This window comes from Candidatus Thiodiazotropha sp. LNASS1, from assembly GCF_964212655.1.
Lineage (GTDB): Bacteria > Pseudomonadota > Gammaproteobacteria > Chromatiales > Chromatiaceae > Thiodiazotropha.
In genome coordinates this window covers 2,741,947-2,757,485 of record NZ_OZ156465.1, presented here as the reverse complement: position 1 = coordinate 2,757,485, position 15,539 = coordinate 2,741,947, and the positions used below count along the sequence as shown (strand labels likewise).

The following is a 15,539-nucleotide window of genomic DNA, read 5'->3' as shown; positions in this document are numbered from 1 at the left end:
TTTGGGCGCTCAATGCTGAGTTTTTTTCCATGAATAAGGCAGCATTAAAAGTGATAAGCCGATTCGATCAAGGGACGGGTGAGTATTCCCTGGATGCGCCAATAGTGATCTTGGTCGTACCATTCGATATAGAGCGCATCCGCCTGACTGTTGTCCAGCTTTTCAAGCGCCTCCTGCAAGGTTGCCTGCATCCGCAGTTGCGCAAGCTCATAGCGAGTGGCGGGCAGACAAAGCAGATCGAACTCCTCCTCCTCTTGCTGTTCCATAATGCGCAGCAGATCCACCGCCGGCATCAGCGCCATCTGATCCTGATCTCCTTTGATCAGTATCCACTCAGGATTATTATCGAGGATGATTCGTACCGTGTCGCGAGTCAGTATCGGTTCCACCTGGACGAAGTTACGGTTCATGAAACTGGCGGCGCCGATACGGCGCAGGGACTGCATCACCGGATCGGTGTGGTAGTTGAGCCCCGTGGCCTCCAGCAGGGTGTGAAACATCGATGATTTTCCGAACAGCTCACTGTTGACCAGGCTGGCAATGACGATTGCAAGCATTCCCGGCATGATGATTTCGGGGTTGTGGGTGAGTTCTATGATGGCTGTCAACGCGGCCAATGGCGCCTGCAGGGCAGCGCCCATCACGGCGCCCATACCAATCAATGCATAGACACCCGGGTCGGAGACTTGACCTTCAAACACCAGGCCGGGCAGAGGAGCGATTATCCCGCCCACCGCGGCACCGATAAAAAGAGCGGGTCCGATCGTACCGCCAGGTATGCCTAATCCAATGCAAACGGCTGTCGCCACGATCTTCATCACTACCAGTATGACGATAAAGTAAAATCCCAATTCACCCAGCAGGAGCAGGTTGACCGTGTCATAACCGATCCCCATCACCTCGGGAACCGCAAGGGCTATTAGACCGATCAACACGCCTGCGGCTGCATTTCGCAGCCAAAAAGCCATGTTTTGGGTCTTGTCGGAGATAAACTGTATGAGACTGACATAGGCCGCCGAGGCGGTACCGGCCACCAATCCCAGCAGTAAGATGAAAATCAATTCATGCAGGGAACCCAATTCAATGATGGCGATATCGAACACCCGTTGTCCTTCGAAAACGATCAGTGAGAGACTGTTGGCGCTGACAGCGGCCAGCATGATCGGTATGAAACTGACCAGTGTGTACTCCATCATCACCACTTCCAAAGCGAAGATCACACCCGCCAGGGGGGTGTCGAAGGAGGCGGAAATCGCGGCTGCAGTACCACAACCGACCAGGGTGCGAATACTATTGTTGGGCAGGGAGAGGTATTGTCCCAGCAGAGATCCGCTGGCGGCGCCGAGAAAGACGTGGGGGCCTTCACGACCCACTGAGTGGCCACTGATAATGGCGATGGCGGCACCGAAGAATTGCAGCATAAAGCCGCGCAAGGAGATATGTCCCTGGTGGTAGATCAAACGCTCCATCACCCTGGGGATACCCAGTACATGCAGGCCTTTTGCAAAACGAATAAAAATAAGTCCGAGCATCAGGCCACCGAGAATGGGTAGCAGAAATCGCATCAAGGGGTGTAGGGCTTCATAGTTCTCCACCCCGCCACCAGGAAGAATGGTGGCCTGACTCGATTCGACCAATAGCCGGAAGAGAATGATCACGACCCCCGTAACAAAGCCGCAGATCAATCCCAAAACGGATAGAATCAGCAACGCATCGTGACGCGAGAGTTGCAGACGCAGTCGGTCTAACCAGTTAACAATCCCTGCAAGGGGCACAATCGGGATACCTGTCGTTTTGATGGTTTGTTCAGGTGGACTCAAGCTGTCCATCCTCAACCGTCCGGTGTTATGCTGATGTCACCTGAAGGTCGTTTTCCTCAATCTCCCGATTTCGCATCTCCACGCAGACCGGTCTCATTCACTGTTCCCGTCATTGCTGCGTGTGATGAGACTTAGGGCCAATTGAATTGGTGTTAACCGGCCCCGGGTGTCTTCTCAGCTTTTGGTTGTCTAAGGATGGGCGTTTATCGTCCACAGTTAATATACTGGAGCAGTAGCGGTATGTCAGCAAATCGAATGGTTCTGGATAATCAGGAAGCCTATCTTAGGGGCACGGAAATGGAGCTGATGGAACGGCTGTTGCCGCTCAACGATTGCAGGGTTCTGGAACTGGGCTGCGGCAGTGCCCGGATTACACGCCGACTGGCCCAGGCCCATCCTGACTGCCATTTCATCGCGACCGAGGTCGATTCTGTTCAGCATGAAAAAAATCTGGGCAATACAGCGGGCAATATCAGCTTTCGCTTGGAAGGGGCGCAATCGATCGGTGAACCCGATCAGAGTGTGGATGTGGTGCTGATGCTGAAATCACTCCACCACGTGCCCGGGTCGGTCATGCCGCAAGCGATGAGCGAGGTGGCCAGGGTGCTCAAACCTGGCGGCATCGCCTATTTTTCGGAGCCTGTCTATCAGGGTGAGTTCAATGCCCTGATGAGCCTGATCCATGATGAGAAGCATGTCAGAGAGCTCGCCTTCAAGACGATTCAGTCTCTTTCCGAGAGGGATGATATGGAGTTGCTTGGCCAGTATTTCCTGAATGTACCTGGCCTGTATGATTCCTGGGAAAGTTTTGAGTCACGTTTTCTTAACATCACTCACACCCAGCTGAAGATAGACAAGCCACGCTACCGGCAGATAAAAACGGCATTTATGGAACATATGGGACCGCGGGGTGCCGAGTTTCTTAAACCGCACCGAATCGATCTCTTGCGTAGGCGGAATATTAGATAATTGGGATATACTGTGATTTGCCGATTGCAAGCGGGGCCAATCCCTGCTTTAATGAGAATCATTAACATTTAAAGAGTATTATTGGATAGTTTGTGGTCCCCGACAGCACCATTTCAGAGGAATTGATCTCCCTGGCCAGGCTGCCGATCGGGCGTCGAGCCAAGATCAAACGCATCATGGGAGGCAGACATCTGGTCCACAGACTGCTCAGTTTAGGATTGAGAATGGGCTCTGAAATCGAGTTGATACAACGTCGTGGTGCCGGTGTGGTGGTGGCTAATCAGGGCGCCAGGGTGGCTCTCGGCGCGGGGGTTGCCGAAAAGTTGTTGATGCTGCCTCTCGAACAGCCTGAAGACAGGCCCTAGGAGCAGCCGTGGCCTGTCATGAAGAGAGCTCTTCTGAGTCTGTCCCCTCTCAGCGTCTGCTGACCATCGCCCTGGCGGGCAACCCCAATTGCGGCAAGACGGCCCTTTTCAACAGCCTGACTGGGATTCGCCAACGTACCGGGAACTGGCCGGGCGTGACGGTGGACAGAAAGGAGGGACGTTTCACCATCGACAGCACCGAGGTCAGTGTGGTCGACCTTCCCGGGATCTATTCACTGGATGCCACATCCCTCGATGAGAAGGTGACCCGGGACTATCTACTCTCCGGAGATGCCGATCTCATCGTCAATATCGTCGATGCCTCCAATCTGGAGCGAAACCTCTATTTCTCAATTCAGATGCTCGAGATGGGGGTGCCCCTGCTGGTGGCCCTGAATATGATGGATGTCGCCCGCAAGCGTGGCCTGGTTATCGATACTCAACGGCTTAGTCAGGACCTTGGATGCCCTGTGGTACCCATAGTGGCGGTCAGTGGTGAGGGCATCACCAAGCTGAAGGCCTCGATTCAGGATCTGGCCGCCGGTGAGGTGAGCGGGGGATTTGCCCTTGCCCAGGATGAAGTGGTGGAGCAGGCGATCATGGCGATGGAGCCTGCCCTGCAACAGTCTGAACAGCATCGCCATTCCGAGCGTCGCTGGCTGTTGTTAAAGATGCTGGAGGGTGATCGCTTCGCTTTGGATTTCGCCGATGAGGGTTTACTGAGCCAGGTCCACCACTGGCAAGAGGTGATCGAGGACCGTGTCGACGAGGACCCGGATATCCATATCGCCGATACCCGCTACGGTCACGCCCATGCCATTTCCCAGAATGTGACCCAACAGCATGGACGGGTAGAAAAGACGATCAGTGACCGCATCGACAAGGTGGTATTGAGCCGACTCTTCGGGATACCGGTCTTTCTGGCCGTGATGTACCTGATGTTCATGTTTGCGATCAATATCGGCGGCGCGTTCATCGACCTCTTCGACGGTGTGGCGGGCGCCATCTTCGTCGACGGTTTCGGTCATCTGATGGCGTCGCTGGGTGTCCCGGACTGGATGATCGTGCTGCTGGCCGACGGTGCCGGGGGTGGCATTCAGGTGGTGGCCACCTTTATACCGATCATCACCGCGCTCTATCTTTTTCTCTCCGTGGTGGAAGACTCCGGCTATATGGCCAGGGCCGCCTTTGTCATGGATCGTTTCATGCGTTCCATCGGGCTGCCGGGTAAGGCATTCGTGCCGATGATTGTCGGTTTCGGCTGCAATGTGCCGGCGGTAATGGCGACCCGTACCCTGGAGAGTGAGAGAGAGCGTAAGCTTGCCATCCTTATGAATCCGTTTATGTCCTGTGGCGCCAGGCTGCCGGTCTACGTGCTGTTTGCCGCGGCCTTCTTTCCGGCGAATGGACAGAACCTGGTCTTCAGCCTCTATCTCATCGGCATAGCGGTGGCGATTCTCACCGGAATGATCATGAAAAAGACCCTGCTATCCGGTGAGAGCGCCGGTTTCATGATGGAGCTGCCCCACTATCACATGCCGACGGTAAGAGGTGTCATGTTACGGACCTGGGACAGGGTCAAGCTCTTTATCAAAGAGGCGGGGAAAGTGATCGTATTGATGGTGCTGGTGATCAACACCCTGAATTCGATTGGCACCGATGGCAGTTTCGGTAATGAGGATACCGAACACTCCGTACTCAGCAGCATCAGTAAAGCAGTCACACCCCTGTTGGCGCCGATGGGCATACATCAGGAAAACTGGCCCGCCACTGTGGGCGTATTCACCGGTATTCTGGCCAAGGAGACGGTGGTCGGTACCCTTGATGCTCTCTATACTCATCTCGCCAACGAGGAAGCGGGTGTGGCGCAAGTTGATCTGCCTTTTGATTTCTGGCGTGCAGTCTCCGCTGCTGTAGAGACAGTGCCGGAAAATCTCATCGGAGTGAAGGACCTGCTCACCGACCCTCTCGCCATGGATGTGGGCGATATCAGCAGTGCGGAGGCGGCAGCCGAGGCGCAGGAGATCAATGTTGGGGTATTTGGTGCCATGGCCGCACGCTTCGACGGCCAGGCCGGGGCCTTTGCCTACCTGCTGTTTATACTGCTCTATTCACCCTGTGTGGCCACCATTGGCGCCATTCGCCGTGAGGCGGGGCCGCGCTGGGCAGCATTTGTAGTGGCCTGGTCGACCGGAGTCGCCTTCATCAGTGCAAGCCTCTTCTATCAACTGGCGACCTATACCCAGCATCCGCAAAGCGCATTGGTCTGGATTATCGGCCTGCTGGCGTTGTTGGCTGTGATTATCGGCGCTTTGAGGTACTGGTCGCAGCGAACGCAACAGCTCATCTCCGAGGCGGGGGTTTGATCCTGCGATGATGCTCAGTACGATCAGGGACTACCTTTCAAGACGCGGTCAGGCAACCCTGGCTGAGATCGCGTTGCATGTGGACGCGGAACCCGAGGCGGTGCGGGGGATGCTGCAGCAATGGATGCGCAAAGGGCGCGTCGAGCAGCGTAAAGTCGAAGCCGCCTGCGGAACCAGTTGTAATCGTTGCGATCCCGCTGAGATGGAACTCTATGTTTGGCTTAACCAACAGAATCAATCGTAAGCAGGCGCTGAACGAGTCATGGACGGCCGTTTGTCAATCAAAATCCTCAGCCCCATCGTTATCAATTTTGCAACCTCATTGATCGTGCAACAATCAATATGCCTATTCAATGACGCAGGACGCAGCTAATGTCATTGTCAGACACTGTGTTAAAGTCTTTCATGTTTTGCCTGAATTAGCCGCTATTCAATAAGGGAGTCCTGATTAATGCCATCCCTGGCATTATCGGAGCACGGAAACTGTAAATGCATTTTTGCTGTTTCCAACATTTTCAATCGCTTAGGGCGATAAAAATGGCGGTGCATCCTTGTGCCGTTGGAACATCCGAACGATTCAGAGGTTCCTCAGGACTATTTTTACTTCAATATTTTCGCTGACATGGAATGTGGTGTGGAGGTTCTAATGAACGTCTGGATAGCCACTATAATTCAATCAATTCTGCGAGTATTCGGTCTTAAGTCTCTAGACAAGCAATACTTCGTATCATATATCTTGATTTTCGTCTTCGCGGCGATGACCGTAGTCTCTCTTTTCACCAGTCTTGGCTCTGATGCGACAGCAATCAATGTGGCTGGAAGACAACGTATGTTAAGTCAGAGGGTGGCGAAAGAGGCATTGCTTGCGGCGCAATCCATCGAGTCTCGTGATACGGTGAATAACACCATAACGCTTTTCGAAAGCTCACATCAGAATCTACTTAACGGCGATCAAAATGCCGGTATTAAGGCAGTTGACGATCCTGTAGTCCGTGGTCAGCTGAATAAAGTCGAGGGGCTATGGAAAACCTATAGGAAATCGATCGACGCCTATCTTGAAAACCCTTCTGCTGAGGGCCTGAGAGCCATCAGCATGCAATCTCCAGTGGTCCTGAAAGAGATGCACAAAGGCGTCAATATGATGGCCGCTGCAGCCAATGATGCGGTACGGAAGCAACAGATAATTACGCTCATTATGGCTGGCGGAATCGTACTTTTAGTCTGGTTTGGGCGTATATTCGGTACGGCAGTCCTGATGAAAGATATTGAGCAATTGAAAGAGCGATTGACGGCTGTTGCGAAAGGAGACTTTTCAAATCCGTTACAAGTCACCTACACCGATAATGAGATAGGTGAAACGTTTACCGCCTACAATACAATGCTCTCTCACGTTGGAGAGATTGTAAATAGTGTGGAAGACACATCCAAACATGTTCAACTCGGTACAGAGAAGGTGGCACAGACACTGCAAAGTACCAATGAAGGGGTTCGACTGCAGCATAGCGAATTAGAGCAGGCCTCCACAGCGATGGGTCAGATGGCATCCACCGTACAGGAAGTGGCCAGGAACGCCACCAAAGCAGCTGATGCCGCCCGAAATGCGGATACAGAGGCTGGCTCAGGACGGATGATTGTCGCCGAAACAATTACAAGTATTGAAAACATGGCAAATCAGCTGGAAGAGACTTCTGATGTCATGAAAAAACTTGAACAGGACAGTCAGGAAGTCGGTCAGGTGCTTGAAGTGATCACAGGTATTGCGGAACAGACAAACTTGCTTGCGTTGAACGCTGCCATCGAAGCAGCCCGCGCAGGGGAACAAGGTCGCGGTTTTGCCGTAGTTGCCGATGAAGTGAGAACCCTGGCAAAGCGGACACAACAGTCTACCGAAGAAATACGCCAGATCATTGAACGTCTGCAGGGAGGTACCAGTAACGCAGTCAATGCCATGACCTCGAGCAGGGAAATTGCGCAAAATAGTGTTGACCAAAGTAGCGTGGCCGGTCAGGCATTGGATAAGATTGTGGATTCGGTATCCAGCATCAATGACATGAATGTTCAGATAGCAACCGCCGCACAACAGCAAAGCAGTGTGGCGGAAGAGATAAACCGAAGTATCGCCAACATCGCCACGGTTGCCGATTCGACGACACAGGCGGCAAGTGAAGCGGTCGATTGCACATCATCTATTCAGCAATCAATGTGTCAATTGAATGAATTGATAACGAGGTTCAAGGTCAATGGATAAAAATGGCTAACTCCATCCTCATGGCCGGATCTCCTCATGGACTGAGCTGGGCACTATTTTTTTAGTTTGATGACCAGGCTGTTGATGCTGTTCTCCTTGGCGAGATGCCGATCTGCATTTAAACGGGCCTGAGAGTGATAGGGCCCGCTGCGGACACGATGGTAGGTATCGCGATTGTTGATGCTCACCTTCTGGATCTCCGCCTCGATACCGATCAGCGCGAGCTTCGCCTTGAGACGGTCCGCATCCTGGTGTTTTCTGAATGACCCCATCTGCAGGACATAGCTATATTGCTCTTGATCCGGAGCGGCGGATCTGTCACTGGGAGGTTTGGCTGGGGTGTCGTCATCCGGTGTCACGATCTCCTCATCGGGTATGACAACCTCCATTTCCGGCAGAATTGTGTAGAACTCGAATGTGGGTTTGGGAGCGTTGCGGGGCTCCTGTTTTGCGGCCTCGGGCCGTGGGGAGGGAACGCCGGGCACGCCGTTTGAAGAGAGGCCGGGTCCCAGTTTCAACCAGGCGAGACCCATTAGAAAGGCGCCAATGACGATACCGCCGAACATATGGAACAGGCAGCTGCCGCTATGCTGGCGTTGCTTCTTTTTTTTATGGGCGCGATGCTTATAGTCAGCCATGCCGTCACATCTTCTCGGGTGCTGAAACACCAAGCAGATTCAAGCCGTTGCGCACAACCTGCCGGGTAGCCAGGATGAGCTGCAGCCTGGCATTCCGCAGTGCGGTGTCCGGGATCAGGAATTTATGGGCGTTGTAATAGGTATGGAAATCGTTGGCCAGATCACGCAGGTAGTGGGTCAGCTGGTGGGGTTCCTCATGCAGTGCGGCCGCCTCCACGATTTCCGGATACCTGGCCAGGCTGGTGATCAACGCCTGCTCATGGGATTCGCTCAACAGGGCATAATCGATTGCTGTTGGATCATCCTCGACGGAGATTGACTGTTCTGCGGCCTGTTGAAACACGCTGCAGATCCGGGCGTGGGCATACTGCACATAGTAGACCGGATTATCATTCGATTGGGACTTCGCCAGATCAAGATCGAAATCCATGTGCTGTTCGCATTTACGCATCACATAGAAGAACCGGGCGGCATCGGCGCCGACTTCCTTGCGCAGCTCCCGCAAGGTGACGAACTGGCCGGAGCGGGTGGACATCTGCACCTTCTCACCACTGCGATAGAGAATCGCAAACTGCACCAGCAGGACATCGAGTTTGGAGGGGTCGTCGCCCAGTGCCTGCAGGGCCGCCTTGACCCGCGGTACATAGCCGTGGTGGTCTGCGCCCCAGACATCGATGACCCGATCGAAACCCCGTTCCAGTTTATCCATGTGGTAGGCGATATCGGATGCGAAATAGGTGGTTTGTCCATTGTCACGAATGACCACCCGGTCCTTTTCATCTCCGTAGTTGGTTGAGCGAAACCAGACCGCCCCATCCTTGTCATAGAGATGCCCTGCGCTACGCAGTCGCTCTATGGCCCGGTTCACGGAGCCGCTCTCTGTCAGGCTGCGCTCTGAATACCACTCATCGTAGTTGACGCCAAACAGACCCAGGTCATCGCGGATATCGTCGAGAATTGTGTTGAGGCCCAATTCGAAGACAAACCGGTAGCGGTTGTCTCCCAGCAGCTGTTTGGCCCGATCGATCAGGCCATCGATGTGGGCCTCCTTGTCGCCACCAGCGGGTTCGTCCGCCGGGACGTCGTGGAAAACGGTTTCAGCATCGTGTCTATAGGCCTCCCCGTGATCCCGGTGCAGGGTTGCCGCGATGTCCCATACATAGTCCCCACGATAGCCGTTGGCGGGAAAGGTCAGTGCTTCGTCACACAGCTCGAGATAGCGCAGCCAGACCGAGGTGGCCAGGATATCCATCTGCCTGCCGGCGTCATTCACATAGTATTCGCGATGCACATCGAATCCGATAGCCTGCAGCAGGTCGGCCACCACCGATCCATAGGCCGCGCCGCGGCCATGGCCCACATGCAGCGGGCCGGTGGGGTTGGCAGAGACGAATTCGACCTGGATGCGCTTGCCTTTGCCCAGCTCACTGCGGCCGTAGCCGTGGCCCTGCTCGATGATGGCGGGCATCAGGCTGTGATAGGCCGTCGCGGTCAAGGTGAAGTTGATGAAACCCGGGCCCGCAATATCGCAACGTTCGATCAGATCGGATGCCGGGAGGGCGTCGAGAAGTTGCTGAGCCAGCTCCCTGGGGTTGGTGCGGGCGGGCTTGGCAAGCGCCATGGCGATATTGGTGGCGAAGTCACCGTGCCGGCTATCTTTCGTGCGTTCGATCTTGGGGACAGGCATAGCCTCTTGCGGTATCACACCGTCCAGGACCAGTTGCTTCAGTGCCGCCTGTACCAGTTGCTCAATCTGCTTCTTCATCTTGTCTGTGGAATTGCCGGTTTCAAGGGCGGCAAGGATACCAGGAATCGGGCCTTTCGGGGGAGGGGGAGACTCTAATTTTCAGTCAGAAATGGTTCATTTCCCGGTCATATGGATGTCATTCCCGGTTTCTACACTACCTATAGTCATGAATTCAGAGGAAAAAAGATTATGTCAGTAGAGAGACGCTACAATAAGCGCTATCCCATAACAGGGGAAGTCTATATCCGCTATCGCAAGCAGCAGGTTTTTCCCGCCAATGCGGTTAACTGCTCAATGCAGGGGATCTATCTGCATACCCGCAGCCTGACCATGCTGACAGGGGCGATGGTCGAGTTGGAGTTTTTTTACGCTGGCAGACATTGGGCAGTAACGGGTATTGTGACCCACTCCCAGAAGGACGGGGTCGGTATCATGTTTTGGCGGCCCCAACCGGAACTCTACGATGCAGTGATAGCCTCGGCATCCGGTAACCGGCCCATTGGACATCAGCACGGAGTGGCCAGCGAGGCAGTCATCTGATCCTGGCCAGCCATCGCAACCTCCCCTGGCCGATTGATTCCATGCTGATCTGGAAATGTCCGGAGAATCCCGGGATGAATCTCCCCGTGGATGCCACGACTGTCATCTTTATGTAACAAACCTCCTGTTTAATGGCTGACTTCACAGTCAATAGGGATACCGTGATGACAGTCCCCAGAATACTTGCAGTTGATGATGAACCCGCTGTCGGTGAAATGTTGCGGTTTATTTTGGAGCAGGACGGGTTTCAGGCGGATTTTGTCGAAGATGCGACCCAGGCCATCAATCAGATCCGCAAAGCCAAGCCGGATTTGATTCTGCTCGACTGGATGCTGCCGGGCATGAGCGGCCTGGAACTGGCGGGCAGGTTGAAGAAGGACCGTGAGACGGCATCGATCCCGATCATCATGCTGACGGCCAAAGGCGAGGAGGATGACAAGGTTCGCGGCCTCGATATCGGTGCTGAAGACTATGTCACCAAACCCTTTTCCGCCAGGGAGCTGCTGGCCAGAATCCGCTCTATCCTGCGGCGTGTATCGCCCCTGTTGGCAGGGGATCTGCTCGAATGCGGCGGACTTGCCCTCGATCCGGTGAGCCATAGGATCACCTCTGACGGTGATGATGTCGATCTTGGTCCCACCGAGTTCAGGCTATTGCACTTCTTCATGTCTCATCGCGAAAGGGTCTTCACCCGGGGCCAATTGCTGGATCAGGTGTGGGGCACCAACGTCTATATTGAAGAGCGTACAGTGGATGTCCACATCCGGCGCCTGCGAAAGGCCCTGGAACCCACCGCTAAGGATAAGCTGCTGCAGACTGTACGTGGAGCGGGTTATCGATTTTCGAATAAACGCTGATCCCGGAAACATGCTCTTCCTCATGTAACAAAAAAATCATATCTCTCTCATTTTCTATTCATCTTAGGGGCCTATTCTCTAGCGCCTGAATACAACACTCGCTCAGTTTTCTGGTTACTGAGTTCTCTACGAAGGAGAGATAGAAACATGAAAAAGCTGATCTCAGCAGCGGTTGCACTGTCATTGACCGGTTTTGTTGGCATGGCTTCCGCACGCGATTATATCAGTGTGGTCGGTTCCTCCACCGTCTACCCTTTTGCAACCGTGGTGGCCGAGCAATTCGGTAAGACCTCCAAATTCAAGACGCCCAAAATCGAGTCTACCGGCTCCGGTGGCGGCTTGAAGCTGTTCTGCGCCGGTGTCGGTGTGGAGCATCCCGATATCACCAATGCTTCCCGCCGGATCAAGAAATCCGAGGTTGAGCGTTGCGCCGGCAACGGTATCAACGACATCATCGAGGTGAAGGTCGGTTATGACGGTATTGCCCTGGCCAATTCCAAGGCGGCGCCCCGTTTCTCCGTTTCCCGCAAGGATATCTTCCTGGCGCTGGCCAAACAGGTTCCGGATCCGAAAGATCCCACCAACGGCAAGCTGGTAGCCAACCCTTACCAGACCTGGAAGGATGTGAACAGTGATCTGCCTGCGATGGCGATCGAAGTCCTGGGTCCTCCCCCCACATCCGGTACCCGTGATGCCTTCGCCGAGCTGGCGATGGAGGGTGGCTGTAAAAAGATTGACTGGATCAAGGCGATGAAGAAGAAGGACAAGAAAATGTACAAGTCGATCTGTCACACCGTGCGTGAAGACGGCAAGTACATCGAGGCCGGTGAGAACGACAACCTGATCGTGCAGAAGCTCGAGGCCAACAAGAACGCTCTGGGCGTGTTCGGTTACAGCTTCCTGGATCAGAACTCCGATAAGGTGCAGGGTTCGCTCATCGATGGCGTCGAACCGACTTTCGAGCTGATCGCCGATGGCAGCTATCCGGTATCCCGTCCGCTCTATTTCTACGTGAAAAAGGCGCACATGGGCAGGATCCCCGGTATCGAGAACTATCTGGCTGAGTTCACCAGCGACAAAGCCTGGGGCGATGAAGGCTATCTCGCCGATAAGGGCCTGATTCCGATGCCGACCGAAGAGCGCAAAGCATTCAAGAGTGACGTTGAGACCAAGACCACTCTGAAACTCTGACACTCTTTTCATGAGCTGAAGGAGCGGCTGTCTCTTGTATTGGAGACAGCCGCTTTTTTCCGGAATTTACGGCATGCAATCGTCTACGTTGATCATTGTTCTATTGGGTCTCATGGCGGCGGCCTATTACATGGGCCGCAAGCGCTCCCTGAGTCTGGTAAGCGGCCGGGTTAGAGATCTCCATTCGCTGCCCTCATACTATGGTATTCACACCGCACTCTGGTGTGGCGTGCCTGCCTTGCTGCTATTCGTGCTTTGGATCTCTTTTGAAGGATCTGTAGTAACGGGTCTGGTGGTGGACAGCCTGCCGACGGAGATTCAAAATCTACCGCCCGAGCGGCTCAATCTGGTGATGAACGACATCCGCAATCTCGCCCAGGGGGATATCGTCTCTCAGGCTGTGGATGCGACCATGCAGAGTGCCGCCGATCACTATTCCTCCCTGTTGCGCATTAGCGATATGGCCCTGTTCGTCGTGGCGCTGTCGGTAGCGATACTCGGCGGGCTTTTTGCCCAGCGCTCCATCAGTCGCCATCAGCGGGCCCGAAACCGGGTGGAGAAGGCGATCAACTTCTTTCTGGTCTCCAGCTCATCGCTGGCGATCTTCACCACCATCGGTATCGTATTATCGGTGCTCTTCGAGTCGATCCGCTTCTTTCAACAGATACCGGTAACCGAGTTTCTGTTCGGCCTGGAGTGGTCGCCCCAGACCGCGATCCGGGCGGACCAGGTCGGTTCTTCAGGGGTCTTCGGTGCGATTCCGCTGTTTGCGGGCACCTTCTTGATTACTTTGATCGCGATGTTCGTGGCCGTGCCCATCGGCCTGATGTCCGCGATCTACATGGCGGAATACGCAGGCAAGCATTTCCGCGCCCTGGCCAAGCCGGTGCTTGAGATCCTGGCCGGTATTCCTACCGTTGTGTATGGGTTTTTCGCCGCTTTGACCGTGGCTCCGTTTTTCCGCGATATGGGCACCATCCTCGGCCTCAGCGTCTCCTCCGAGTCGGCCCTGGCAGCGGGTGTGGTGATGGGGATCATGATCATCCCCTTCGTCTCGTCCCTGTCGGACGATGTCATCAATGCGGTACCCCAGGCGATGCGCGACGGCTCCTACGGACTCGGCGCCACCCGTTCGGAAACCATACGCCAGGTGATTATCCCCGCAGCGTTGCCGGGTATCGTTGGCGGCGTACTGCTGGCCGTCTCACGGGCCATCGGCGAGACCATGATCGTGGTGATGGCCGCCGGCCTATCCGCCAACCTGACCGCCAATCCGTTGCAAGCGGTGACCACGGTAACCGTCCAGATCGTCACCCTGCTGGTGGGCGATCAGGAGTTCGACAGCGCCAAGACCCTGGCGGCGTTCGCCCTGGCACTGGTGCTGTTCGTGATTACCCTCGCGCTCAACATGATCGCGCTGCATATCGTGCGCAAATACCGTGAACAGTATGAATAAACTACAGCAACAACACGACAGGACAATGGTGCGGGTCCAACAGGGATTGGAGCGCCGCTATCGTCAGGAAAAACGTTTCCAGCGAGTGGGGCTGGGGGCGATCATTCTTGGCCTGGTGTTCGTATCCTTCCTGTTTATCAGTATCTTTGCCAACGGTTACACCGCATTTCAGCAGACCTACGTGAAGCTGGATGTCGATTTCGATCCTGAAATGATCGCACCCGCGGGCGAGACCGATCCTGATGTGCTCTCCCAGGCGAACTACGGCGGGTTGGTCAAGAAGACGCTGCGGGAGATGTTTCCGGAAGTCACCTCCCGCCGGGAGAAGAAGGTCCTTTACAATCTGGTGAGCACCGGCGCGAGTTTTCAGCTGCGGGACTGGGTGATGCGGGACCCCTCCCTGATCGGCACCCGGCAGAGCGTCTGGCTGGTGGCGGACGACGATGTGGATATGCTGATCAAGGGGCACATCGATCTCAACGTTCCCGAGAGCGACCGGCGCATCAAGAACAACCAGATGGTATGGATACAGTCGCTACAGGCGGATGATCGGATCGAAAAGCGTTTCAATACCACCTTCTTCACGGCGGGCGACTCCCGCGAACCCGAGTTGTCGGGTATCAAGGGTGCTGTCTTTGGTTCCTTTTTTACTCTGTTGATCTGTCTGCTGATCTCTTTTCCGGTGGGTGTCGCGGCGGCGGTCTATCTCGAGGAGTTCGCCCCCAAGAACCGTTGGACCGACATCATCGAGGTGAATATCAACAACCTGGCGGCGGTGCCTTCCATCGTTTTCGGTCTGCTGGGCCTGGCGGTTTTCATCAATTTTTTCGGCTTGCCCAGGTCGGTGCCGATGGTGGGTGGCCTGGTGTTGGCGCTGATGACCCTGCCGACGATCATCATCGCCAGCCGTGCTGCACTGAAGTCCGTGCCACCCTCCATCCGTGAGGCGGCGCTCGGGGTCGGCGCGTCGCCGATGCAGACCATCACCCATCATGTGTTGCCCCTGGCGATGCCGGGCATGCTCACTGGCACCATCATCGGCATGGCCCAGGCCCTGGGTGAGACCGCGCCCCTGCTGATGATTGGCATGGTGGCCTTCATTGTCGACATCCCAGGTGGGCCCTTCGATCCTTCGGCGGTACTGCCGGTGCAGATCTATCTCTGGGCCGACAGTCCGGAAAGGGCCTTCGTCGAACGCACATCCGCCGCCATCATGGTGTTGCTGGCCTTCCTGATCAGCATGAACCTGTTGGCCGTCTGGCTGAGAAAGAAATTTGAGCGGCGTTGGTAAGCCAATGCAAGTGAGGTAAGTATGGAAGAGTTAGTCAATGAGGGTGGCGTA

13 protein-coding genes are annotated in these 15,539 nt (G+C 54.9%); 10 read left to right on the top strand and 3 right to left on the bottom strand.

The features are described 5' to 3' along the window. Positions 1-44: 44 nt before the first annotated feature. Positions 45-1,820 carry a chloride channel protein gene (locus AB8516_RS12035; protein WP_369160911.1) on the bottom strand — a complete coding sequence of 592 codons (1,776 nt, stop codon included), beginning with the start codon at positions 1,818-1,820 and terminating at the stop codon, positions 45-47. Between the two features lie 240 nt (positions 1,821-2,060). Between AB8516_RS12035 and AB8516_RS12030 the strand changes: the two genes are divergently transcribed. The 5 genes from AB8516_RS12030 (at position 2,061) to AB8516_RS12010 (ending at position 7,768) form a co-directional block, all read left to right on the top strand. Beyond that, positions 2,061-2,789 (top strand): class I SAM-dependent methyltransferase, encoded by a 729-nt coding sequence (locus tag AB8516_RS12030; RefSeq protein ID WP_369160909.1) that lies wholly within the window; start codon positions 2,061-2,063, stop codon positions 2,787-2,789. 92 nt (positions 2,790-2,881) lie between these two features. Beyond that, positions 2,882-3,154, top strand: coding sequence for a ferrous iron transport protein A (locus AB8516_RS12025; protein ID WP_369160907.1), 273 nt, complete (start codon positions 2,882-2,884; stop codon positions 3,152-3,154). A gap of 8 nt (positions 3,155-3,162) precedes the next feature. After that, positions 3,163-5,520, top strand: coding sequence for a Fe(2+) transporter permease subunit FeoB (gene feoB, locus AB8516_RS12020; RefSeq protein ID WP_369160905.1), 2,358 nt, complete (start codon positions 3,163-3,165; stop codon positions 5,518-5,520). Positions 5,521-5,527: 7 nt separating this feature from the next. Continuing rightward, positions 5,528-5,764 (top strand): FeoC-like transcriptional regulator, encoded by a 237-nt coding sequence (locus AB8516_RS12015; protein WP_108293125.1) that lies wholly within the window; start codon positions 5,528-5,530, stop codon positions 5,762-5,764. Positions 5,765-6,142: 378 nt separating this feature from the next. Further along, on the top strand, positions 6,143-7,768 hold the full coding sequence (locus tag AB8516_RS12010) for a methyl-accepting chemotaxis protein (protein WP_369163275.1): 1,626 nt from the start codon (positions 6,143-6,145) through the stop codon (positions 7,766-7,768). Between the two features lie 53 nt (positions 7,769-7,821). Here AB8516_RS12010 and AB8516_RS12005 read toward each other — a convergent pair whose 3' ends face one another. Further along, positions 7,822-8,406, bottom strand: a complete 585-nt coding sequence (locus AB8516_RS12005) for an SPOR domain-containing protein (RefSeq protein ID WP_369160902.1) — start codon at positions 8,404-8,406, stop codon at positions 7,822-7,824. A gap of 4 nt (positions 8,407-8,410) precedes the next feature. Then, entirely contained in the window at positions 8,411-10,171 is a 1,761-nt protein-coding gene (gene argS / locus AB8516_RS12000) for an arginine--tRNA ligase (protein WP_369160900.1), read from the bottom strand. A 171-nt stretch (positions 10,172-10,342) separates the two neighbouring features. On the opposite strand from argS, the gene AB8516_RS11995 reads away from it, so the two are divergent. From AB8516_RS11995 to pstA, 5 genes are all read left to right on the top strand, one after another. Next, positions 10,343-10,693, top strand: coding sequence for a PilZ domain-containing protein (locus AB8516_RS11995; protein WP_369160898.1), 351 nt, complete (start codon positions 10,343-10,345; stop codon positions 10,691-10,693). 164 nt (positions 10,694-10,857) lie between these two features. Beyond that, on the top strand, positions 10,858-11,550 hold the full coding sequence (phoB, locus tag AB8516_RS11990; protein ID WP_369160896.1) for a phosphate regulon transcriptional regulator PhoB: 693 nt from the start codon (positions 10,858-10,860) through the stop codon (positions 11,548-11,550). A 147-nt stretch (positions 11,551-11,697) separates the two neighbouring features. Continuing rightward, positions 11,698-12,741 carry a PstS family phosphate ABC transporter substrate-binding protein gene (locus tag AB8516_RS11985; protein WP_369160894.1) on the top strand — a complete coding sequence of 348 codons (1,044 nt, stop codon included), beginning with the start codon at positions 11,698-11,700 and terminating at the stop codon, positions 12,739-12,741. Between the two features lie 73 nt (positions 12,742-12,814). Beyond that, complete coding sequence (pstC, locus tag AB8516_RS11980) at positions 12,815-14,197, top strand: phosphate ABC transporter permease subunit PstC (RefSeq protein ID WP_369160892.1); 1,383 nt, start codon at positions 12,815-12,817, stop codon at positions 14,195-14,197. Then, on the top strand, positions 14,190-15,488 hold the full coding sequence (gene pstA / locus AB8516_RS11975) for a phosphate ABC transporter permease PstA (protein WP_369160890.1): 1,299 nt from the start codon (positions 14,190-14,192) through the stop codon (positions 15,486-15,488). Before pstC ends, pstA begins: the two co-directional genes overlap by 8 nt. Positions 15,489-15,539 lie beyond the last annotated feature (51 nt).

Excerpts from the sequence above, each read along its gene's own strand:
- AB8516_RS12030 (WP_369160909.1), top strand. The coding sequence starts at position 2,061 with ATGTCAGCAAATCGAATGGTTCTGGATAATCAGGAAGCCTATCTTAGG.
- AB8516_RS12015 (WP_108293125.1), top strand. The coding sequence starts at position 5,528 with ATGATGCTCAGTACGATCAGGGACTACCTTTCAAGACGCGGTCAGGCA.
- AB8516_RS12010 (WP_369163275.1), top strand. The coding sequence starts at position 6,143 with ATGGAATGTGGTGTGGAGGTTCTAATGAACGTCTGGATAGCCACTATA.
- AB8516_RS12005 (WP_369160902.1), bottom strand. The coding sequence starts at position 8,406 with ATGGCTGACTATAAGCATCGCGCCCATAAAAAAAAGAAGCAACGCCAG.
- argS (WP_369160900.1), bottom strand. The coding sequence starts at position 10,171 with ATGAAGAAGCAGATTGAGCAACTGGTACAGGCGGCACTGAAGCAACTG.
- AB8516_RS11995 (WP_369160898.1), top strand. The coding sequence starts at position 10,343 with ATGTCAGTAGAGAGACGCTACAATAAGCGCTATCCCATAACAGGGGAA.
- phoB (WP_369160896.1), top strand. The coding sequence starts at position 10,858 with ATGACAGTCCCCAGAATACTTGCAGTTGATGATGAACCCGCTGTCGGT.
- AB8516_RS11985 (WP_369160894.1), top strand. The coding sequence starts at position 11,698 with ATGAAAAAGCTGATCTCAGCAGCGGTTGCACTGTCATTGACCGGTTTT.
- pstC (WP_369160892.1), top strand. The coding sequence starts at position 12,815 with ATGCAATCGTCTACGTTGATCATTGTTCTATTGGGTCTCATGGCGGCG.
- pstA (WP_369160890.1), top strand. The coding sequence starts at position 14,190 with ATGAATAAACTACAGCAACAACACGACAGGACAATGGTGCGGGTCCAA.